The organism is Nocardia sp. NPDC055321 (assembly GCF_053645575.1).
On sequence record NZ_JBSHMS010000021.1, the window covers coordinates 29,348 to 49,691 of the forward strand.

The following is a 20,344-nucleotide window of genomic DNA, read 5'->3' on the forward strand; positions in this document are numbered from 1 at the left end:
CGGGTTGCTCGACCCGAATACTATCCAGGAGAGCGAACTTCATGTCTGTTCAACGAGATCCGATTCTCATCACCGGGGCCACCGGACAGCAGGGCGGAGCGACAGCCCGACATTTGCTGCATATCGGAATCCCGGTGCGCGCGTTGGTGCGCGACCCGGACGCTCCAGCGGCCCGTGCGCTCGCCGCGGCGGGCGCGGAACTGGCCGTCGGCGACTTCGACGACCCGGCGACCCTCGCGGCGGCGCTGTCGGGAGTAAGCGCGGCGCTGCTGGTGCCGCCCGCCACCTATGCCGCGGGCGCGTGGGACACCGAACTGGAGGCGGGGCGCGGTACCGCGTTCATCGCGGCGGCGCGGTCCGCGGGTATCGACCACGTCGTCTTCACGGGTGTCGCCAGTCTGCAGGAGGAAGGCCCGTGGGGCGCGCACGGCAAGCGCCGGATCGAAGGCGCGCTGCGCGCGAGCGAATTACGGTGGACCATCCTGCGGCCGGTCCGCTTCATGGAGAACTATCTCCTGCGGAACTCCCCGGTGGACGGCCTCACCGACGCGGGGCTGCACCGGCACCTGTTCGTCGCCGACGCCCCGCTGCAGGTGATAGCCCTCGCCGACGTGGGCGCCATCGCCGCGCTGGCGCTCACCGACCCGGACCGCTTCCACGGCCTCGTGCTGGAACTGGCGGGCGACGACCCCACCCCGGTCGCGGCGGCGGCCCGCATCGCCGAAAGCACCGGGCACCCCGTCGAATACGAGGAGGTGACCGAGGCCCAGGCCCGCGCACTCGGCCCCGAGGTGACCAACGTCTGGCTCACCGCGCACGCGGGCAAGGGCTGGCACGCGGACATCGCCGCGGTCCGCGACATCCACCCGGGCCTGCGCACTTTCGACGACTGGCTGACCGAAACCGGTGCGGCACAGATCAAAGCGCGCCTGGCGGGTTAGGTTCCGCGCGGGCGGCGGGGGCCCGGGTCAACGAAAACGCCCCCGGGACAATCCCGGGGGCGTCGGCAGCCTGAGCCGCGGGCTCGGCTCGTCAGTTCAGCGCGCCGTCGTAGTCCGGCAGCTTGAACGTGCGTTCGGCGTGCCCGCCCGCCAGGTCCGAAGCGCTGTTCCCGATGTTGGCGACGATCGTGTACCCGCGGGACTCGATGTCGATGCGGCTGGCGGTCTTGTACGCCTCGAGCCCCGCCGAACCGGCCGAGAGGGTCTGCGGCTGGGTGCCGTACAGCCGTTCCACGGTGTACCCGACCGCCTGCAGGTTGGCCTGGGTGTAGACGCCCATGAGCGCGGGCCGCCCGGTCACGAAGATCAGTGCGGCGCCCTGGGACTTGGCCCACTGCGCCAGCGCCAGCATGGGCGGGATGGCCGGGGTGATGGGCGCGGCGTTGTAGGTGGTCTCGAGCGTGGTGTTGTCGATGTCGAACACGATGGCGGGCTTGCCCGCGGCCGGCAGCCGCGTGCTCAGGTACGCCCGCGCCTCGTCGGCCACCACGGTGACGTCCGCGATCCACTGGTCGTAGCTGGGCTTGGTCCCGCCGTTGCCCGACAGCGAGGAGGACCCGGTGCCACCGGACAGCGACGACGATCCGGTGCCGCCGGAGAGCGAGGAGGAACCCGTATCGGCCAGCGCCGCGGGGACCGGAACAGCAAGGGCGGCGGCGACACCGAGGGCGATACCTGCAATAGAACGCTTCATGGTCACCGGACAGTATTCGGCCATCCATAGCTACGTGATCATGTTTCACATACTCGCGCTGTCGGGTATTTCACTCCCGGTCAACGGGATTCGGCCTTCAGGTCGCCGCGCCCACCAGGTTCTCCCCGCGCAACCGCTGGGAGATGACCTGGGTGATGCCGTCACCGCGCATGCTGACGCCGTAGAGCGCGTCGGCGATCTCCATCGTCGGCTTCTGATGGGTGATCACGATGAGCTGGCTCTTCTCCCGCAGCTGTTCGAAGAGTGTAATGAGCCGGCGCAGGTTGGTGTCGTCGAGCGCGGCCTCGACCTCGTCCATCACGTAGAACGGGGACGGCCGCGACCGGAAGATGGCCACCAGCAACGCGACCGCGGTCAGCGACTTCTCGCCGCCGGACAGCAGCGAGAGCCGCTTGACCTTCTTGCCCGGCGGGCGGGCCTCGACCTCGATGCCGGTGGTGAGCATGTTGGCGGGATCGGTCAGCAGCAGCCTGCCCTCACCGCCGGGGAAGAGCTTGGCGAACACCCCGACGAACTCGCGCTCCACGTCCTCCCACGCCTCGGTGAACACCTGCAGGATGCGGGCGTCGACCTCGGCCACCACGTCCAGCAGATCCTGGCGCGCCTTCTTGACGTCCTCGAGCTGGGTGGCCAGGAAGTTGTACCGCTCCTCCAGCGCCGCGAACTCCTCCAGCGCAAGAGGATTGACCTTGCCCAGGGTGACCAGGTCCTTCTCCGCGCGCTTGGCCCGGCGTTCCTGGGTGGGCCGGTCGTACGGCATGGGCTGCGGTTCGGTGACCGCCTCGCCGCGTTCGCGGGCCTGCTCGTACTCGATCATCTCGACCGCGGAGGGCGGGGTGAGGGTGTCGGGACCGTACTCCCCGATGAGATCGTCCAGCGCGAGCGAGAACTGTTCGGAGATGGTCGCTTCCAGCTGTTCGATGCGCAGCGCGGCCTGCGCGCGAGCGACCTCGTCGCGGTGCACGGTGTCGGTGAGCTGGGCGAGCTGGGTGTTGAGCGCGCGGGCGCGCTCCTTGGTCTGATCCACCTGCGCGGCGAATTCGGTACGGCGGCGCACCAATTCGTCGCGGCGGGCCGCGGCCTCGGCCACGACCTTCTCCAGCTGGGCGGCGATCCGCTCGGCGGAGTCCGCGACCGTGGCGGCGACCTCGGCGGCGCGGGTACGCGCGGCGTGCTGGCGTTCGGCGCGGGCCCGGTTCTCGCGTTCGGCGCGCGCGGCCCGGCGCAACCCGTCGGCCTTGCCGCGCACCGACTCCGCGCGTTCCTCGGCGGTGCGCACGCTCAGGCGCGCCTCGACCTCCATGGTCCGGGCTTCGGCGAGCGCGGCGGCGGCCTCCTCGCGGGCGTACCCCGCGGTTTCGGTGCCGGCGGATTCGCTGCCCACCTCGGACTGTTCGGCCTCGGCGTGCCGCAGCCGCGCCTCGAGTTCCTCGAGCTTGGCCAGGGTGTCGGTGCGCCCGGCCTCGGTCTCGGCGCGCTGGGCTACGAGTCGCTCGCATTCGCGCTGCGCGGTGCGCGCGGTCTGCCCGAGCCGCCCGAGCCGGTCGTAGATGGCGACCAGGTTCTGATCGGATTCGTGCAGGGCCAGCAGCGCGTGCTCGACCGCGTCCTTGCGGTCGGTCTGTTCGGCGAGCGCCCCGGCGAGCGTGGCCTCGAGTTCCTCGGCGGTGCGCTGCCAGGTGGCGAGTTCGGTGGTGGCGGCGTCGATCTCGGCCTGGATCTCGAGCTGGCTCGGTGCGCGATCGGAGCCGCCGAGCACCCAGCCCGCCCCGGTGAGGTCGCCGTCGCGGGTGACAACGCGCAGTTCCGGGCGGGCGCGCAGCACCTGGTCGGCGGCGGCGAGATCCGCGACGACGGCGATGCCGGTGGTGAGCGCGGCGATGGCGCCGCGCATGTGGTCGGGGCACTCCACGACCTCGGCGAGCCACTGCGCCGCAGCCGGCAGGTCGCCGCGTGCGCGCGAGTCCGGTTCCGCGGCACCGGCGTACACCAGCGCGGCGCGGCCCCCGTCGGCCTCCTTGAGCGCGTGCACCGCGGCGTGCGCGGACGGCCCGGTGTCGGCGGCCACCGCGTCGGCGAGCGGACCGAGCGCGGCCGCGACGGCGGCTTCGAATCCACCGTGCACGCGCAACAGCCCCGAGAGCGGGCCGAGCAGCCCGTCGGAGCGGTGTTCGAGCAGCCACGCCGCGCCGTCGCGCCGGGCCAGGCCCATGGTGAGCGCCTCGATGCGCGCGGAGAGCGAGGCCACGCGCTTGCCGGCCTCACGATCGCGGTCGCGCAGTTCGTCGACCCGCTCGTCGGCCAGCTTCAGCGCTTCGGCGGCGTGCTCGTACTGCGCGTCCAGTCCGGCCTCACCGGCGTCGAGTTCGCCCAATTCCTCCTGGACGGACTCGAACTCGGTGTCGGCGGTGGTCCCGCGCCGGCGCGCCTCGGCGATGGAGTCCGAGATGCGGGTGATCTCCCCGTCCACCGATTGCGCGCGCGAGCGCAGCGTGTCGACCTGGCCCGCGAGCCGGGCCAGGCCCTCGCGGCGGTCGGCGATGGCGCGCACGGCGGCCAGGTGCGCCTGTTCGGCGGCCTTGGCGGCCTGTTCGCGTTCGTAGAGCGCCTCGCGCGCGGATTCCAGGGTCTCGGTGGCGATCTCGACGGCCGCGAGCAGTTCGGCCTCTTCCATCTCGACCCGTTCGGCCTCGCGCTCGAGCTGGTCGGGATCGCGCCCGGCGCCGGTGGGTTGCTCGATGGCGAGGTTGCGCGCGCGATCGCGCGCGATGCGGATGGTGGCGTTGACGCGTTCGGTCAGCGCGGACAACTGGAACCAGGTCTGCGCGGCGGCCTCGGCGCCCGGGGTGAGCCGGGAGAGCTCGAATTCCTGCTGGGCGAGTGCGGCATTGGCGGCGTCGAGTTCGGCGTGCACGGTGACCTGCTGCTCGCGCGCGTAGGACTCCTTGCTCTGCTGGCTCTCGAGTTCGCGCCTGCGGCTCACCAGGTCGTCGGCGGCCAGGCGCAGGCGCGCGTCCCGCAGTTCGGACTGCACGGTGGCCGCGCGCCGGGCCACCTCGGCCTGGCGGCCCAGGGGTTTGAGCTGGCGGCGCAGTTCGGTGGTGAGGTCGGTCAGGCGGGCCAGGTTCGCCTGCATGGCGTCGAGCTTGCGGACCGCCTTCTCCTTGCGGCGCCGGTGCTTGAGCACGCCCGCGGCCTCCTCGATGAACGCGCGCCGGTCCTCGGGCCGCGATTCGAGGATGGCCGAGAGCTGGCCCTGGCCCACGATGACGTGCATCTCCCGGCCGATGCCGGAGTCACTGAGCAGTTCCTGCACGTCCATCAGGCGGCAGGTGTTGCCGTTGATCTCGTACTCGCCGGCGCCGTCGCGGAACATGCGGCGGGTGATGGAGACCTCGGAGTAGTCGATCGGCAGCACGCCGTCGGAGTTGTCGATGGTCAACGTCACTTCGGCGCGACCGAGTGGCGCGCGTCCCGCGGTTCCGGCGAAGATGACGTCCTGCATCTTCCCGCCGCGCAGCGCCTTGGCCCCCTGCTCACCCATGACCCAGGTCAGGGCGTCGACGACGTTCGATTTGCCGGAGCCGTTGGGGCCCACCACGCAGGTGATGCCGGGCTCGAACCGCAGCGTCGTCGCGGACGCGAAGGACTTGAAACCCTTCAGCGTCAGACTCTTCAGATGCACAGCCGCCCAGGTTACCCGGTCGATCGCGATTGCCCCGAGTATGCCGGGAACGCGTCCGGTTCCCGGTCCGGCGGTTCGGCTCGCGCTCGGTCCGCGGGCCCAATTCGTCGGATCATTGAAAGATCAGGTAGCCTCGTGGCGTTGCAACTTTTGGTTCTCACAGACTTCAGTACGCGCCTGCTGACCATGACGCAGGCGCGCATTTGTGTTTCCAGTGATTCCATGGGGAATCATTACAGCGACATCAGATCCGCAAAGTGTGGGTCGCACCAAACAAAGAGGAGAGTCCATCGTGGCTACCGGTACCGTCAAGTGGTTCAACACTGAAAAGGGCTTCGGCTTCATCGAGCAGGACGGTGGCGGCCCCGACGTCTTCGCCCACTACTCGAACATTGCCGCCACCGGCTTCCGCGAGCTGACCGAGGGCCAGAAGGTCTCGTTCGACATCGCGCAGGGCCAGAAGGGCCCGCAGGCGGAGAACATCACCTCGCTGTAATTCTCAGCGTGGCTGTTCACTCAGCCGGCGAAGTGCCAGAACGGCGTCCCGTGTACATCGGGACGCCGTTCTTCGTTGTGTAGACCACCCGTTTCGGGTGGGTTCGATCCGGGCTGCGGGCTCATCGAGCGCAGCCGTGGACCCGCCTCCCGGCGCCGGCTTCCCAGCCAGTGAGGACGCGGAAGACGAGCACCGCACCCCAGGGGCCGATGACCCAGGCCGGCCAGAAGTAGGTGAGGCCGCCGGTCCCGATCGAGATCGCGGCCCAGATCAGCAGGACGAGCACGCTCACCCCGAGCCAGGCGCCGCCCTCGATGCGCTGCCAGATGGGCAGGCGACCCGATGTCACGCTCGCGCGCGGGGGCTCGGTGAGGGCGGGCAGGTCGCTGAGCACCAGCCGCAGGTCCTCGCGGGTCGCGGTCCCGTAGACCAGGCCCAGTCGCTCGTTGTATTCGCCGGGGTCCAGCCGGCCCTGGCTCATGTGACGGCCCAGCAGTTCGGCCACTTCGGCGCGTTCGGCGTCGGAGGCGCGGGTTCCGGCGGTGATGTCCATCTCTGAATCCTCCCGATCATGTTCCACAATGGAACGTGAATACACCCAGGATATTCCTCCACTATGGAATGTCAAGGACGGCAAGTGAAGGCGGGTGCCAGCACATTTGCCAGCAGGGGTGACGCAATGAGATGGTGGGGTTCAGTTCTTCGCACAAGGAGTATTCGTGGACCTCGACTGGTCGACCGGTGATCTGGCGTTTCGCGATGAGGTGCGCCACTTCCTCGATGAGAATCTGACCCCGGAAATACGCCGCGCCGGACGCCTGGCCACCAGCGTCTACCCGGACCACGAGGCCAGCATGGAGTGGCAGCACATCCTGCACGCGCGCGGCTGGGCCGCGCCGGCGTGGCCGGTGAAGTACGGCGGCTGCGACTGGAGCCTGACCCAGCACTACATCTTCGGGCGCGAGTGCACCCTCGCGGGAGCGCCGAACCTGTCCCCCATGGGAATTCGCATGGTCTCGCACGCCATCATGGCGTTCGGCACCGCCGAGCAGAAGGATTTCTTCCTTCCCCGCATCCTCACCGGCGAGGTCTTCTTCTGCCAGGGCTACTCCGAGCCCGAGGCCGGCTCGGACCTGGCCTCGCTGTCCATGGCGGCGGTCGACGACGGCGACGACCTGGTGGTCACCGGTTCCAAGATCTGGACGACCCATGCCACCGAGGCCAACTGGATCTTCGCGCTCGTGCGCACCTCCAAGCAGGCCAAGAAGCAGCAGGGCATCACCTTCGTGCTGATGCGGATGGACGCGCCCGGCATCGAGATTCGCCCGCTGGTCATGACCTCCGGCGAGCAGGTGCAGAACCAGGTGTTCTTCGATCAGGTGCGGGTGCCCAAGGCCAACGTGCTCGGGCAGATCGACGACGGCTGGACCGTGGCCAAGTTCCTGCTCAACTTCGAGCGCGGCGGCGGCGCGGCGGCCCCGGCCCTGCAGGTCATGGCCGAGGAGCTGGCGCAGGCCGCCCGGACCCAGGTCGCGCCCGGCGGCGGCGTGCTGATCGACGATCCGGCGTTCGCGGCCAAGCTCGCCGACGCGCGGCTGCGCGCGGACGTGCTGGAGATCCTCGAATACCGCACCCTCGCACTGGTTTCCAGCGGCAAGGATCCGGGCCCTGCAGCCTCCACCATCAAGATCCTCGGCACCGAGCTGAGCCAGGCGCTCACCGAACTGGCCCTGGAGGCGGCGGGTCCGCGCGGGCGCGCCTACCAGCCGCACGCCACCATGCCCGGCGGTCCGATCGCCGATTTCACCCCGCCCGCGGACGGTTTCGTCAGCGGTGACGAGTGGCAGGCGGTCGCCCCGCTGCGCTACTTCAACGACCGCGCCGGTTCCATCTACGCCGGCAGCAACGAGATCCAGCGCAACATCATCGCCAAAGCCACCCTGGGACTGTGACCATGGACTTCTCCTTCACCGCCGAACAAGAACTGCTCCGCGACACCGTCACGGAATTCCTCGCCGCGCGTTATCACCTCGAACCGAGCCGGGCCGCGGCCCGCGTCGGCGCGGGCTGGCAGCCCGAACTGTGGCGCTCGCTGGCCGAGGAGGTCGGGATCCTGGGCGCGGCCCTGCCGGAAGCGGTCGGCGGCATCGGCGGCGGGCCCGTCGAGATCATGGTCATCGCGGAGGCGCTGGGCGCGGCGCTGGTCGTGGAGCCGTACGTCGACACCGTGGTGATCGGCGGCGGCCTGCTGGGCCGCGCCGAAGGCAAGCGGGCAGAGGACCTGCTGTCCGGTATCGCCGAGGGCGCGGTCATCACCGGATTCGCGGCGCTGGAAGCGGATTCGGGCTACCACTACACCCGGGTCGCCACCACCGCGCGCCGCGACGGCGACGGCTGGGTGCTCACCGGCGCCAAGACCGTGGTGACCTCGGCGCCGCTGGCCACCCACCTGCTGGTGACGGCCCGGATCGACGGCGAGAACGCGCTGTTCGTCGTCGACGTCGATCCCGCCGCACCGCCCGCCGGGCTGCGCGCGCAGCCCTTCCGCACGATCGACGAGCGCCAGGCCGCCGATCTGAGCTTCGACGAACTGCGCCTGCCCGCGGACGCGCTGCTGCTCGAACGCGCGGACGAGGCGATCGCGGCCACGATCGACGAGGCCATCGCCGCGGTCTGCGCCGAAGCGGTCGGCGCGATGCGCCGGGTGGTCGCCGAGACCGTCGAGTACACCAAGCAGCGCCAGCAGTTCGGCGTTCCGATCGCCAGCTTCCAGGCGCTGCAGCATCGCATGGTGAACATGCACCTGGAACTCGAACAGGCCATCGCCGCAACGTATCTGGTGACCCTGAAGCTGGGTGCGGAACCGGCCGAGCGGGCCAAGGCCGCCGCGGCCGCCAAGGCCACCATCGGCCGGGCCGCGCGCCTGATCGGCCAGGAGGCGGTGCAGTTGCACGGCGCCATGGGCATGACCGAGGAGCTGGCCATCGGCCACTTCTTCAAGCGGCTCACCGCGGTGCAGTACGAATTCGGCACCACCGCGCATCACACCGCGCGCTATGCCGCACTGACCCGGTCGTAACCGCCCGAACCACGGTTATCGACCGCGGCCCCGAGGGGTGGGGCCGCGGCGGCCGGGTTCGATGGGGCGTCGCTGCCCGTCGAACCCGGCCGTTGTGCGTTCACCCCGGCCGGGAAGACTGTGACCGGTCACACACCGGCGCCCCCGTCACGTCCGGGGCGCCCGTCTCGTCCAAGAGTTGTACCGACCGGAACAGCAGCGAAGGAACGAGCCCATGTCACGTTTGAATATGTTCGAAGCCGCTCCCGAGGTCTACAAGGGCTGGCTGGCCGCCGAGGCCGCGATCCGCCGCGGACCGCTCGACGCCGTGGTCCGCGAACTGGTGAAGATCCGGGTCAGCCAGATCAACCGGTGCCTCTTCTGCATCGAGATGCACACCACCGAGGCGCGCAAGGAGGGCGAGACCGAGCGGCGTATCAACCACCTGCCCGCCTGGCGGGAATCGGACCTGTTCACCGCGCCCGAGCGCGCCGCCCTCGAATACGCCGAGGCCGCAACCGAACTCGGCGTGCACGGGGTCAGCGATGAGATCTGGGAACAGGTCGAGAAGAACTTCGACGAGGGTCAGCGCGCGGGGCTGGTCGCCATCACCGCGCAGATCAACATGTGGAACCGCCTCGGCGTTCCGCTGCGCCTGTACGAGGGCGACTGAGCCGCGAAAGCGGTTCCCGCGCATCCGGACCCGGCCGATCGGCCGGGTCCGGATGCGTTCAGGGGGCACAGTGGGTCAGGCTTCCGGTTCGGCCGCGCGCAGCGCGCGCTGTTCCGCCAGCCAGCGGTCCGCCTCGGCCGCGGTGCGCAGGCGCACCACCCACAGGTGGGGGAATCGCGTGATCCGGTCCGCGGTCCGCGCCCGGCGGTAGGCGTGCCGGGACCAGGCCCAGCGAATCGGGTGATCGGCGTCGAGCCAGTTCCGGAACGATTCGCGATTGCCGTTCCACAACTCTCGGCGCAGCAGCGCGCGGCCGAACGAGCGCCGCACCACCCGGCGCATGACGGTCGGGCGGGGTAGATCGAGCCAGATCAGGGTGTCCGCGCGCGACCACAGCAGCTCACCGACCAGACCGACGTACTGGTCCTCGGTGACCCAGCGGTCGCCCGCGGCGAATCCCGCGACATCGCTTTCGAATTCGGCCCGCTTGACCCAGCCGGGGCCGTGGTGCAACGCGTCGAGCTCGTGGTGGGGCAGCTCCAATAGCTCCGATAACGCCGCGGCGAGTGTGGTCTTTCCCGCCCCCGAAATACCCGATACCAGAATCCGCCGCACCCACCGAGCTTATTACAGTTCCGGCCGCGCTTTTCCGTGCGGAAACCCATTCGGCGCGGGCGGTATTCGCCGCCGCGGAATCCGGGTTTCCCGTTCGCGTGCATAGTCGGGCGCCGGGCGGGGAATATCGGTGTCGTGGCGCCGGCGGTGCGAATGGGAATGCTGCCCGGCTGCTGGCCCGGCTCGGGTTGTCCGACGAGCCCGGTACGGCGGCGGGCGGTGGCCGAGCGCGCCACCGTACCGGCTCGCGCGGTATGCGTACCCCAATCGCGCGAAAACATGCGTTCTCGCCGGATTCCGCGATCAAGGCCACATTCGGGTCAAGTTCCGTGTGGCGATTGGGAGTTTTCACGCATCCGATACGACAATGGTCGCCGCCATGTCCATATCCAGTACTGATCAACCCTCATCGACGACGCCGGAGCGGGCCGCGGACGCCGCGCCCACGGCGCACGGTACCGGCGGCTATCGAGTGGATCTGGACGGATTGCGCGGGGTGGCCATCGCCCTGGTCGTGGTCTTCCACATCTGGTTCGGGCGGGTCTCGGGCGGTGTCGACGTCTTCCTGGTGCTGTCCGGATTCTTCTTCACCGGCATGCTGTTGCGCCGCGGCGACAGCGGCGGCATCGGGGTGTTGACGACGCTGCGCCGCACCCTGCGCAGGCTGCTGCCCGCGATGGTCGTGGTGCTCGCCGCGGTGGTCATCGCCACCGTCGCGCTGCTCCCGCACACCCGCTGGTCGGACATCGGCGCGCAGACCCTGGCCTCGCTGGGCTACTACCAGAACTGGTATCTGGCCCTGTCGTGGTCGGACTACCTGGCCGCGGATCCCTCGGTGAGCCCGCTGCAGCACCTGTGGTCGATGTCGGTGCAGGGCCAGTGCTACCTGGCGTTGCTGCTGGTAATCGCGCTGACGGCGTGGGCGTGCCGCCGGATCGGGCACGAGGGCCGGCTGCGCCTGACCCTGGGCGTGATCTTCGCCGCCGCGGCGATCGCGTCGTTCTGGTACGCCGCCGACGGGGTCGTGACCCAGCAGGGCTGGAACTACTACGACACCTTCGCCCGCGCGTGGGAACCGCTCACCGGCGCGTTGCTGGCGATCACCGCGCCCCTGCTGCGCCTGCCGCGCGTGGTCCGGGAGATCTTCGCCTGGACCGGTATCGCCGCGATCGTGGCGTGCGGCTGGCTGGTGAACGGCTCGGCCCAGTTCCCCGGGCCCGCGGCCCTGCTGCCGGTGACCGCGACGGTCGCGCTGGTGCTGGCCGGAGCCGGATTGAACACCGCCACCCAGCCGTGGATCAACCGGATGCTGGCCACCGCGCCCGCGGTGCGGCTCGGCGCGTTCGCGTACGCGCTGTACCTGTGGCACTGGCCGCTGCTCATCTTCTACCTCGGCGAACGGCACGAACGCGAGGCCGGCCCGCTCGGTGGTCTGCTCATCATCGTGGTCTCGCTCGTGCTGGCCTACCTGACCCAGCGCTTCGTGGAGGAGCCGCTGCGGGTGCGCGCGCGGCCGACCATCGGGGCGCGCCCGCGCCTGCTGATCGGCGCTGCCGTGAGCACGATCGGGGTGCTGCTGCTGGCCTCGACCATCACCTGGCAGTGGACCAACGGCGCCAAGGCCCAGGCCGTCGGGCACCTCGATCCCGCGAAGTATCCGGGCGCGCTCGCGCTGACCGACCGGGCGCTGGTGCCGCGCGCGCCGATGCGCCCGACCATCCAGGAGGCGCCGGCCGATATCGCCTATCCCACCCGGGACGGCTGCATCGCCGACTTCGACACCCGGTCGGTCATCACCTGTTCCTACGGCGACCCGAACGCGCAGCGCACCATCGCGGTGGCGGGCAATTCCCATGCCGAGCACTGGATCCCGGCGCTGCAGGTGCTGGCCGAGCGCTACCGGTTCCAGCTCACCGTCTACCTGAAGATGGGCTGCCCGCTCACCGTGGCCGAGGAGCCGATGTACAAGGGCCAGCGCAATCCGGACTGCCGGGATTGGTCACACGAGGTCATCGAACGGCTCGGCGAACAACGGCCGGACTGGGTCTTCACCACCGGCACCCGGCCCGCCGACAGCGGCGGCGACGAGACGCCGCAGGATTATCTGGATGTGTGGTCCGCGCTCAATAAACGGGGTCTGCACGTGCTGGCGATGCGCGATACCCCGTGGCTGCGCCGCGACGGAATTCGCTACCGCGCCATCGATTGCCTGGCCTCGGGCGGAAATCGCGTGGATTGCGGCATGAAACGCCCGGACGCCATTTCGGCGGTGAATCCGGCCGCCGGGCCCGCGGAGAAATACCCCGACGTCTACCCCCTCGATCTCAATGACGCGATCTGCGAACCCGAAGTCTGCGCGGTCGTGGAGGGCAATGTGCTGGTCTACCACGACGAGCACCACCTCACCGCCACCTACGCCCGTTCCCTGGCCCCGGAACTCGAACGGCAATTGCGGCCCATTCTCGGCTGGTGGTGACCCAACTCCCCTGCCCGGCAACTGATATCGTCCGTTCCGGGTAATTCGGGGCACGCCCGGCATCGGCTCGGCGCCCCGTCGCGGGCGCGGGCGTTCGCGGCACCGGAGCCGGGCACGCGAGCCCGGGTGGAGGGGCACAGTGGGCGGGTTTCCGATCGAGATCGTGCTGGCGCTCATCGGCATCGCGGTGCCGATCATGGCGTTCGTGTGGGAGTTCGTGTTCGTGGGCCGCCGGCGCCTGGGCTACCGGGTGCAGATGGATACACCGGTCACCGGTGAGATCGAGTCGGTGTTCCCGGGCGTGCTGCCGCAGTTGCGGCCGGACGGCGGTGCCGCGGCGCCGGATCTGCACGACCTGTCGGTGGTGCTCATGCGCATCGAGAACAACGGCGCGACCACCATCGACGCCGCGGATTACGCTGTGCCCGAAGGGGAACGGGTCGGGGTGCACATCAGCTTCCCGCACCGGCGCGTCATCGGGATGGCGGTCACCGAACTGAGCGACTCGGGGATGGGCGATTGCCTGCGCCCGGGCACCGGGATCGGCGCGCGGGAGGACACCGCGCGGCGGGTGGGCGTCATCGACCTGCCCCGGGTGCCGATGAATCGCGGTGACCACTACAAGATCCTGGCGATCCTGCAGCGCAGCGCGGGCGCGGGCGACTATCCGGCCCCGACCGTGCAGGCCCGGATTCGAGGCGGGCGCGCGGTGGAATCCCGCAGCAGCACCGGCATTTCGCCCCGGCTGCTGGCGCTGATCGGGTTCCTGGTGGTGGTGATCGCGGTCCAGTTCGCGGTCGGGCTCGGCTCGGACGATTCCGCGGCCACCGCGGACTGCGGGCGCGGCAATCTCACCGTCGTGGGCTCGTCCGCGTTCGAACCGGTGCTGCGCGACGCGGTCGCCTCCTACCGGAAGCGCTGTGCCAAGGCGACTTTCACCCTCGAGTTCGACGGCAGCGAACGCGGCCTGACCCGTCTGGACAAGGAGGGTAAGGACAACTCCGCGCTGCTGGCGATCACCGACGGGCCCAAGGGCGAGGGCTATCCGGCGCTGCTGCCCCGCGCGCTGGCGCTGTCGCAGTTCGCGATGATCACCCATCCGGGCGTGAACGTGAAAGATCTGTCGGTACAGCAGGTCCGGGACCTCTACGCCGGGCGGATCGACAATTGGCGGCTGCTCGGCGGCGCCGATCTGCCGGTGCGGGTGGTGCAGCGGGCGCTGGGTTCGGGTACGCGCGAAGCCTTCCGGAGCCGGGTGCTCGGTGGCGATCAGCCCGCCGCGCCGCCGGCCACGAGCTGCCGCGCGGTCCTGGCCACCAATCCGCCCGGACCCGCCTTCTGCGAGGTTCCGGTCACGCGGGACATGCTCGCGACCGTCGCGGAACTGCCGGGCGCGATCGGCTACAGCGAATCCGCCGACGCGGCACAGGCTTCCGGTGTGCGGACGGTGCCCCTGGGCGGTCGGGCGGCGACCCGCGAACACGTGCTGTCGGGCGCCTACCCGTTCTGGGCCGTCGAGTACGCCTACTCCTACGGCGAGGTGCCCGCCGATTCCGCGGCGGCCGCGTTCCTGCGCTTTCTCACCGACGGCGTCGGCAAGGATGTCCTGCGCGCGCACGGCAACACGCCCTGCGCCGAGCTACCCGATCCGACCGGGTGTGCGCCCGGACGGTGAAAACGTCCGCGCGCCACGGCCGTCCTCGTTCGTGAGGCAACCGTGGCGCGCGTCCCGGCCGGCACCGGAATCGTTCAGCTCCGGAACGGGAACGTGCCGTCGAGGTCGAGATTGAGTTCGACCACGTTGACGCGCGGCTCGCCCAGGAAGCCCAGGGTGCGGCCCGCGGTGTGCTCGTCGACGAGGTCGCGCACCTGCTCGGGCGAGACCCCGCGGGCCCGTGCCACCCGGTCGATCTGGATGGCCGCGTACTCCGGGGAGATGTGCGGATCCAGGCCGCTGCCACTGGCGGTGACGGCGTCCGGCGGCACGGCCGAGCGATCGGGCGCGTCACCACGAATGGGGACGATGCGGCCGACGGAGTAGTCCGCGCCGTCGGCGGCGCATTCGACCTGCACGCCCTTGTACTCGGCCAGGAAGGGCGCGGTGGTCACCGAGCAGAACTCGTTGACGCTCACCACCTTCGTGGGGTGTTCGACCTCGCCGTCGGCCTCGCGCGGTCCGATGACCGAGAGCACCGCACCGACGCCGCCCGGGGTGCAGAACGGCCGATTCCCGTCCACGCCTTCGAGTTCGGCGACCGCCCTACTGCGGGCGCAGACCGTGGTCAGCAGTCCGGTGGAATCGGGCGCGCTGTCCACGATGCTCTCGGGACCGGCGTTGCTCGCGGCGGTGGAGAGCGGGTCGTACCCGTCGCCGGCCACGGACGGGCGGCTCTGGAAGTACTGGGTGAGCACGTTGCCGTCGGCGTCGGTGAACAGCTGGCCGATCAGGCTGGAGCCGACGGTCTTCCCATCCACTTCGATGAGCGAGCCATCCGCGTTGTTCTTCAGTCCGGGCAGCTGCGCGACCGCGAAAACCGCCAGCGGATAGACGATTCCGGTGATCACCGTGAGCACGAGCAGTGCGCGCAGCGCGGCCACGTGCTGCCGGATCCAGGTTGACATACGCATATCAGGACATCCCGGGGAGGAATTGGACGGCGAGGTCGATGAGCTTGATGCCGATGAACGGGGCGATGATGCCGCCCACCCCGTACACGGCGAGATTGCGGCTCAACAGTTTCGAGGCCGCGGCGGGGCGGTAGGCCACCCCGCGCAGCGCCAGCGGGATCAACAGCACGATGACGATCGCGTTGAAGATGACCGCGGACAGGATCGCGGACTGCGGGCTCGACAGGCGCATGACGTTGAGCAGGTCCAGGCCCGGGAACAGCGGCACGAACAGCGCGGGGATGATCGCGAAGTACTTGGCGATGTCGTTGGCGATCGAGAACGTCGTCAGCGCGCCGCGGGTGATGAGCAGCTGTTTGCCGATCTCCACGATCTCGATGAGCTTGGTCGGGTCCGAGTCCAGATCGACCATGTTGCCCGCCTCTTTGGCGGCCGAGGTGCCGGTGTTCATGGCCACGCCGACGTCCGCCTGGGCGAGCGCGGGCGCGTCGTTGGTGCCGTCGCCGGTCATGGCGACCAGCCGGCCACCGGCCTGCTCCTGCTTGATCAGCGCCAGCTTGTCCTCCGGCGTGGCCTCGGCGAGGAAGTCGTCCACGCCCGCCTCGTCGGCGATCGCCTTGGCGGTCAAGGGATTGTCGCCGGTGATCATGACGGTGCGGATGCCCATGCGGCGCATTTCGTCGAACCGTTCGCGCATGCCCTGCTTGACCACATCCTTGAGGTGGATGACGCCGAGCAGTCTGGCGGTGCCGTCCTCGAGCTCGGCGACCACCAGCGGCGTGCCGCCCGAGGCCGAGATACCGTCGACAGCCTGCCCGAGTTCGGCCGGAACCGAACCGTCGTGCTGACGCACCCATTCGGTCACCGCACTGGCCGCGCCCTTGCGCAGCTGATGCTTGTCGGCCAGGTCCACACCCGACATGCGGGTCTGGGCGGTGAATTCCACCCAGGTGGCCCCGGTCAGCTCACCGGGGGTGCGTTCGCGCTTGTTGTACGCGGTCTTGGCGTACACCACGATCGAGCGGCCCTCGGGCGTCTCGTCGGCGAGGCTGGAAAGCTGTGCCGCGTCGGCGATCTCGTCCTCGCTCACGCCCGGCATGGCCACGAAGGCCGACGCCTGGCGATTGCCCAGGGTGATGGTGCCGGTCTTGTCCAGCAGCAGGGTGTTCACATCGCCCGCGGCCTCGACCGCGCGGCCGGACATGGCGAGCACGTTGCGCTGCACCAGCCGGTCCATTCCGGCGATGCCGATGGCCGACAGCAGCGCGCCGATGGTGGTCGGGATCAGGCACACCAGCAGCGAGACCATGACGATGCCGCTGATGCCGTTGCCGTCGATGGCGATGCTGTCCGGCACGCCGGGCAGGCTCGTCTTGGAGTAGATGGCCAGCGGCTGCAGGGTGACCACGGCGAACACGAAGATGATCGTGAGCGCCGCGAGCAGGATGTTCAGCGCGATCTCGTTCGGCGTCTTCTGCCGGCTCGCGCCCTCCACGAGCGCGATCATCTTGTCGATGAAGCTCTTGCCCGGCTCCTGGGTGATCTTGACGACCACGCGGTCGGACAGCACGGTGGTGCCGCCGGTGACCGCGGAACGGTCGCCGCCGGACTCCCGGATCACCGGCGCGGATTCGCCGGTGATGGCCGATTCGTCCACCGAGGCAATGCCTTCCACGACATCGCCGTCGCCCGGGATGACCTGACCGGCCTCCACGACCACGAAGTCACCGCGCTGCAGATCGACCGCGGCCACCCGCTCCTCGACCACCCGCGCGCCCGGCGACCAGTTCGCCAGCCTGCGCGCGACGGTGTCGGTCTTGGCCTTGCGCAGGGTGTCGGCCTGCGCTTTGCCGCGGCCCTCGGCGACGGCCTCGGCGAGATTGGCGAAAAGCACCGTCGCCCAGAGCCATACGACGATGGCCCAGCCGAAGAAGGACGGGTCGGCGATGGCCAGCACCGTGGAGTACGCCGCGCCGATCTCGACGATCAGCATGACGGGATTGCGCCACAGGGCGCGCGGATCCAGTTTGCGGAAGGCGTCCGGCAACGACTTCAGCAGCAATTGCGGATCGAACAGTCCGCTGGAGACCCGTCCCTCGGTCGGTTCGGCCGCGGCCGTCGTTCCCGGTTCGATAGTGGGAGCAGACATGTCAGTGGATTCCTTCGGCGAGCGGCCCGAGCGCGAGCGCGGGCAGGAAGGTCAGGGCGACCAGGATGAGGGTCACGCCGACGACCATGCCCACGAACTGCGGCCGATGGGTCGGGAGCGTGCCGATCGATTCGGGGGTCGTGCCCTGCTGTGCCAGCGAACCGGCCAGTGCGAGAACGAAGATGATCGGCAGGAAGCGGCCGAACACCATGGCCAGTCCGAGCGCGGTGTTGTACCACTCGGTATTGCCGGACAGGCCGGCGAAGGCCGAACCGTTGTTGTTGGCGGCGGAGGTGAAGGCGTAGAGCACTTCCGAGAGCCCGTGCGGTCCGGAGTTGGCCATACTCGCCCGTTGCCCCGGCATGGCCATGGCGACGGCGGTGCCGACCAGCACGAGGAGCGGGCTGATCAGGAAGTAGCTCGCGGCCAGTTTGATCTCGCGCGGGGTGATCTTCTTGCCCAGATACTCCGGGGTGCGGCCGACCATGAGCCCGGCGACGAAGACCGTGATGATCGCCAGGATCAGCATGCCGTACAGACCCGAGCCGGTGCCGCCCGGCGCGACCTCGCCGAGCTGCATGTTGAACATGGTCATCATGCCGCCGAGACTCGTGTACGAGTCGTGGAACGAGTCCACCGCGCCGGTGGAGGTCAGCGTCGTCGCCGAGGCGAAGGTCGCCGAATTCGACACGCCGAAGCGGGTTTCCACGCCCTCGAGCGAGGATCCGATGGCGGTGGGCACGGTGCCGTGATGCTGCAGCTGGAACAGGTTGGTCAGGAACGTGCTGCCCAGGGCGATGGCGCCCATGACCGCAACGATCGCGAAACCCTGCTTCTTGCTGCCGACCATGCGGCCGAAGGTGCGCGGCAGCGAGAAGGAGATCACCAGCAGCAGGAAGATCTCCAGCCAGTTGGTCCAGGAGTTCGGGTTCTCGAACGGATGCGCGGAGTTCGCGTTGTAGAAGCCGCCGCCGTTGGTGCCGAGTTCCTTGATGACCTCCTGGCTCGCGACCGGTCCGCCCGGAATGGTCTGCGACCCACCGGCGATGGTGGATGCCACCTCGTCGTGCAACTGGAAGTTCTGGATCACGCCACCGGCGACGAGGACGACCGCGAACACGAAGGCGAGCGGCAGCAGAATCCGGATGGTTCCCCTCACAAGATCCACCCAGAAGTTGCCGAGATCGCCGGTGTGCCTGCGGGCGAAGCCGCGCACGAGCGCCATGGCGACAGCGATGCCGACCGCCGAGGAGACGAAGTTCTGCACCGCGAGTCCGGCCATCTGCACCAGGTGGCCCTGGGTCGATTCACCGGAGTAGTTCTGCCAGTTGGTGTTGGTGACGAAGCTGACCGCGGTGTTCCAGGCCAGGGCCGGGGTCATCTCGGTGGCCGGGTCGTTCAGGTGCAGCGGCAATTTGCCCTGGAGCAACTGGAAGAAGAACAGGAACAGGATGCTCACCGCGGAGAAGGCGAGCACGCTGCGCGCGTAGACGGCCCAGGTCTGCTCGACGCCGGGCTGTACGCCGATGACGCGGTAGATGCCGCGCTCGGCTCGGGAATGCTTGGTGCCGCTGTACACCCGGAACATGTAGTCGCCCAGCGGCACATGTACGAGAGCCAGCGCCAGGACCAGGGTCGCCGCGAAGACGATCCCCGCTGTTGTCGTGCTCACTCAGAACCTTTCCGGGAACAGCAGCGCCGCGATCAGGAAGACGGCGATGCCGACGGCCAGAACGAGACCGATGACGTTCTGCGTCACAGCCGTTCCACCCCGCGCTGGATCAGGCCGAGCAGGGCGAAAATCGCCACGGTCAGCACGGTGAACACCACGACGGACATGTTCGAAACCTCTCTCTGGATGCCGCGATCACGAGCCGCGACCGAGTGAGTCAAACCGCTGCCGTGCGCCCGGACGAGGTCCTTGACGACTTCTTTGCGGTGCGGATCACCGCCTTGACGCTCCGTTTACAGGTTTGCCCGGAGTGTCGGGGGGAACTGTCGAGTCCCGGCGTGAAACCGTAAGGAAACCGTCAGGACCAGGCTCGCGATCCGGCGCGAGCCGTGACCGAAGGGACCGCGATGTTCGAACGCGCTGTACAGAAGTCCATGGAATTGGCGGTCCGCGGCGGTACGGGCGTCCAGGTTCCGCTGGCAGCGAAGTACGTCGCCCGGCTGCGCCGCAAGCATCCGAGCCGCTCCCCCGAGGACATCGAGCAGGGGCTGCGCTGGCGGTACCTCGCCCTGGTCACCACCAGCGGCACGCTCGCCGGGCTGAGCGCGGCGGTCCCGGGGGTCGGCACCCTGGTCGGACTGGCGGTCAGCGGTGTGGAATCGGTGTTCTTCCTGGAGGCTTCCGCGCTGTACGCGGCCTCGGTGGGCGCGGTGCACGGCATGGACAAGCTGCAGCCCAAGCAGCGCCGCACGCTCGTGGTCGGCGTCGTCCTGGGCGAGGGCGGGGCGGAGATGCTCGGCAAGAGCGCGAGCCAATCCGCCCGGGACTGGGCCTCGACCGTGGCCGACAAGCTCCCGATCGTGCGCAACATCGACAACGCCATGGCGCGGCGGTTCATCGCCGGATTCATCATCAAGCGCGGTGTGCTGATGTTCGGCAAGGTGCTGCCCGCCGGCATCGGCGCGGTGATCGGAGGCGTCGGCAATCACGCACTCGGCCGGGCCGTTATCGCCAACGGGCGCAAGACCTTCGGGCCCGCCCCCGCGAACTGGACCGAGGCCACCCTGCTCGCCCCGGCCGGATCGATACCGTCAACATCGGGCGCGCGCCCGTAAAGAAACCGTCAGGACTGCCGTCCGCGGGTCGCGCGCCGGTAAACAGGGAGAACCCGCCCGA

General features: G+C 69.4%; 17 protein-coding genes. 8 read left to right on the forward strand and 9 right to left on the reverse strand.

Annotated features, from left to right (window positions below; translation table 11 throughout):
- The first annotated feature begins 41 nt into the window (after positions 1 to 41).
- Complete coding sequence (locus ACWIGI_RS29990; RefSeq protein ID WP_454205961.1) at positions 42 to 941, forward strand: NmrA family NAD(P)-binding protein; 900 nt, start codon at positions 42 to 44, stop codon at positions 939 to 941.
- A 91-nt stretch (positions 942 to 1,032) separates the two neighbouring features.
- On the opposite strand, the gene ACWIGI_RS29995 is transcribed toward ACWIGI_RS29990, so the two are convergent.
- Together ACWIGI_RS29995 and smc are read right to left on the reverse strand one after the other, a co-directional pair.
- Positions 1,033 to 1,695, reverse strand: coding sequence for an HAD family acid phosphatase (locus tag ACWIGI_RS29995; protein WP_454205963.1), 663 nt, complete (start codon positions 1,693 to 1,695; stop codon positions 1,033 to 1,035).
- Between the two features lie 97 nt (positions 1,696 to 1,792).
- The gene (gene smc / locus ACWIGI_RS30000; protein ID WP_454205965.1) at positions 1,793 to 5,401 is read right to left on the reverse strand and encodes a chromosome segregation protein SMC; all 3,609 of its coding nucleotides are present in this window, start codon (positions 5,399 to 5,401) and stop codon (positions 1,793 to 1,795) included.
- Between the two features lie 292 nt (positions 5,402 to 5,693).
- Here smc and ACWIGI_RS30005 point away from each other — a divergent pair, with 292 nt between their 5' ends.
- Complete coding sequence (locus tag ACWIGI_RS30005; protein ID WP_354987380.1) at positions 5,694 to 5,897, forward strand: cold-shock protein; 204 nt, start codon at positions 5,694 to 5,696, stop codon at positions 5,895 to 5,897.
- A 121-nt stretch (positions 5,898 to 6,018) separates the two neighbouring features.
- Here ACWIGI_RS30005 and ACWIGI_RS30010 read toward each other — a convergent pair whose 3' ends face one another.
- The gene (locus tag ACWIGI_RS30010) at positions 6,019 to 6,450 is read right to left on the reverse strand and encodes a DUF1707 SHOCT-like domain-containing protein (RefSeq protein WP_454205967.1); all 432 of its coding nucleotides are present in this window, start codon (positions 6,448 to 6,450) and stop codon (positions 6,019 to 6,021) included.
- Between the two features lie 166 nt (positions 6,451 to 6,616).
- Here ACWIGI_RS30010 and ACWIGI_RS30015 point away from each other — a divergent pair, with 166 nt between their 5' ends.
- The 3 genes from ACWIGI_RS30015 (at position 6,617) to ACWIGI_RS30025 (ending at position 9,628) form a co-directional block, all read left to right on the forward strand.
- On the forward strand, positions 6,617 to 7,849 hold the full coding sequence (locus tag ACWIGI_RS30015; protein ID WP_454205969.1) for an acyl-CoA dehydrogenase family protein: 1,233 nt from the start codon (positions 6,617 to 6,619) through the stop codon (positions 7,847 to 7,849).
- Positions 7,850 to 7,851: 2 nt separating this feature from the next.
- A complete protein-coding gene (locus ACWIGI_RS30020) occupies positions 7,852 to 8,976 on the forward strand; it encodes an acyl-CoA dehydrogenase family protein (RefSeq protein ID WP_454206116.1) in 1,125 nt (374 codons plus the stop codon).
- A gap of 214 nt (positions 8,977 to 9,190) precedes the next feature.
- Positions 9,191 to 9,628, forward strand: a complete 438-nt coding sequence (locus tag ACWIGI_RS30025; RefSeq protein ID WP_454205971.1) for a carboxymuconolactone decarboxylase family protein — start codon at positions 9,191 to 9,193, stop codon at positions 9,626 to 9,628.
- 75 nt (positions 9,629 to 9,703) lie between these two features.
- Here ACWIGI_RS30025 and ACWIGI_RS30030 read toward each other — a convergent pair whose 3' ends face one another.
- Positions 9,704 to 10,243 (reverse strand): AAA family ATPase, encoded by a 540-nt coding sequence (locus ACWIGI_RS30030; protein ID WP_454205973.1) that lies wholly within the window; start codon positions 10,241 to 10,243, stop codon positions 9,704 to 9,706.
- Positions 10,244 to 10,622: 379 nt separating this feature from the next.
- Between ACWIGI_RS30030 and ACWIGI_RS30035 the strand changes: the two genes are divergently transcribed.
- Both ACWIGI_RS30035 and ACWIGI_RS30040 read left to right on the forward strand, forming a co-directional pair.
- Positions 10,623 to 12,719, forward strand: coding sequence for an acyltransferase family protein (locus tag ACWIGI_RS30035; protein ID WP_454205975.1), 2,097 nt, complete (start codon positions 10,623 to 10,625; stop codon positions 12,717 to 12,719).
- 139 nt (positions 12,720 to 12,858) lie between these two features.
- Entirely contained in the window at positions 12,859 to 14,394 is a 1,536-nt protein-coding gene (locus tag ACWIGI_RS30040; protein WP_454205976.1) for a substrate-binding domain-containing protein, read from the forward strand.
- A 74-nt stretch (positions 14,395 to 14,468) separates the two neighbouring features.
- Here the strand turns inward: ACWIGI_RS30040 and ACWIGI_RS30045 are convergent, their stop codons facing one another.
- Genes ACWIGI_RS30045 through ACWIGI_RS30065 form a run of 5 tightly spaced genes read right to left on the reverse strand, consistent with a single transcriptional unit; the run spans position 14,469 to position 19,389 of the window.
- Positions 14,469 to 15,347, reverse strand: a complete 879-nt coding sequence (locus tag ACWIGI_RS30045; RefSeq protein WP_454205978.1) for a potassium-transporting ATPase subunit C — start codon at positions 15,345 to 15,347, stop codon at positions 14,469 to 14,471.
- A 1-nt stretch (position 15,348) separates the two neighbouring features.
- Positions 15,349 to 17,496, reverse strand: a complete 2,148-nt coding sequence (kdpB, locus tag ACWIGI_RS30050; RefSeq protein ID WP_454205980.1) for a potassium-transporting ATPase subunit KdpB — start codon at positions 17,494 to 17,496, stop codon at positions 15,349 to 15,351.
- A gap of 1 nt (position 17,497) precedes the next feature.
- A complete protein-coding gene (gene kdpA / locus ACWIGI_RS30055) occupies positions 17,498 to 19,168 on the reverse strand; it encodes a potassium-transporting ATPase subunit KdpA (RefSeq protein WP_454205982.1) in 1,671 nt (556 codons plus the stop codon).
- Positions 19,169 to 19,255 (reverse strand): K(+)-transporting ATPase subunit F, encoded by an 87-nt coding sequence (kdpF, locus tag ACWIGI_RS30060; RefSeq protein ID WP_454206118.1) that lies wholly within the window; start codon positions 19,253 to 19,255, stop codon positions 19,169 to 19,171. It abuts the gene before it with no gap.
- A complete protein-coding gene (locus tag ACWIGI_RS30065; RefSeq protein ID WP_454205984.1) occupies positions 19,252 to 19,389 on the reverse strand; it encodes a hypothetical protein in 138 nt (45 codons plus the stop codon). The genes kdpF and ACWIGI_RS30065 overlap by 4 nt, the downstream gene beginning before the upstream one ends.
- Positions 19,390 to 19,575: 186 nt before the next feature.
- Here ACWIGI_RS30065 and ACWIGI_RS30070 point away from each other — a divergent pair, with 186 nt between their 5' ends.
- A complete protein-coding gene (locus tag ACWIGI_RS30070; protein WP_454205986.1) occupies positions 19,576 to 20,283 on the forward strand; it encodes a hypothetical protein in 708 nt (235 codons plus the stop codon).
- The last annotated feature ends 61 nt before the right edge of the window (positions 20,284 to 20,344 follow it).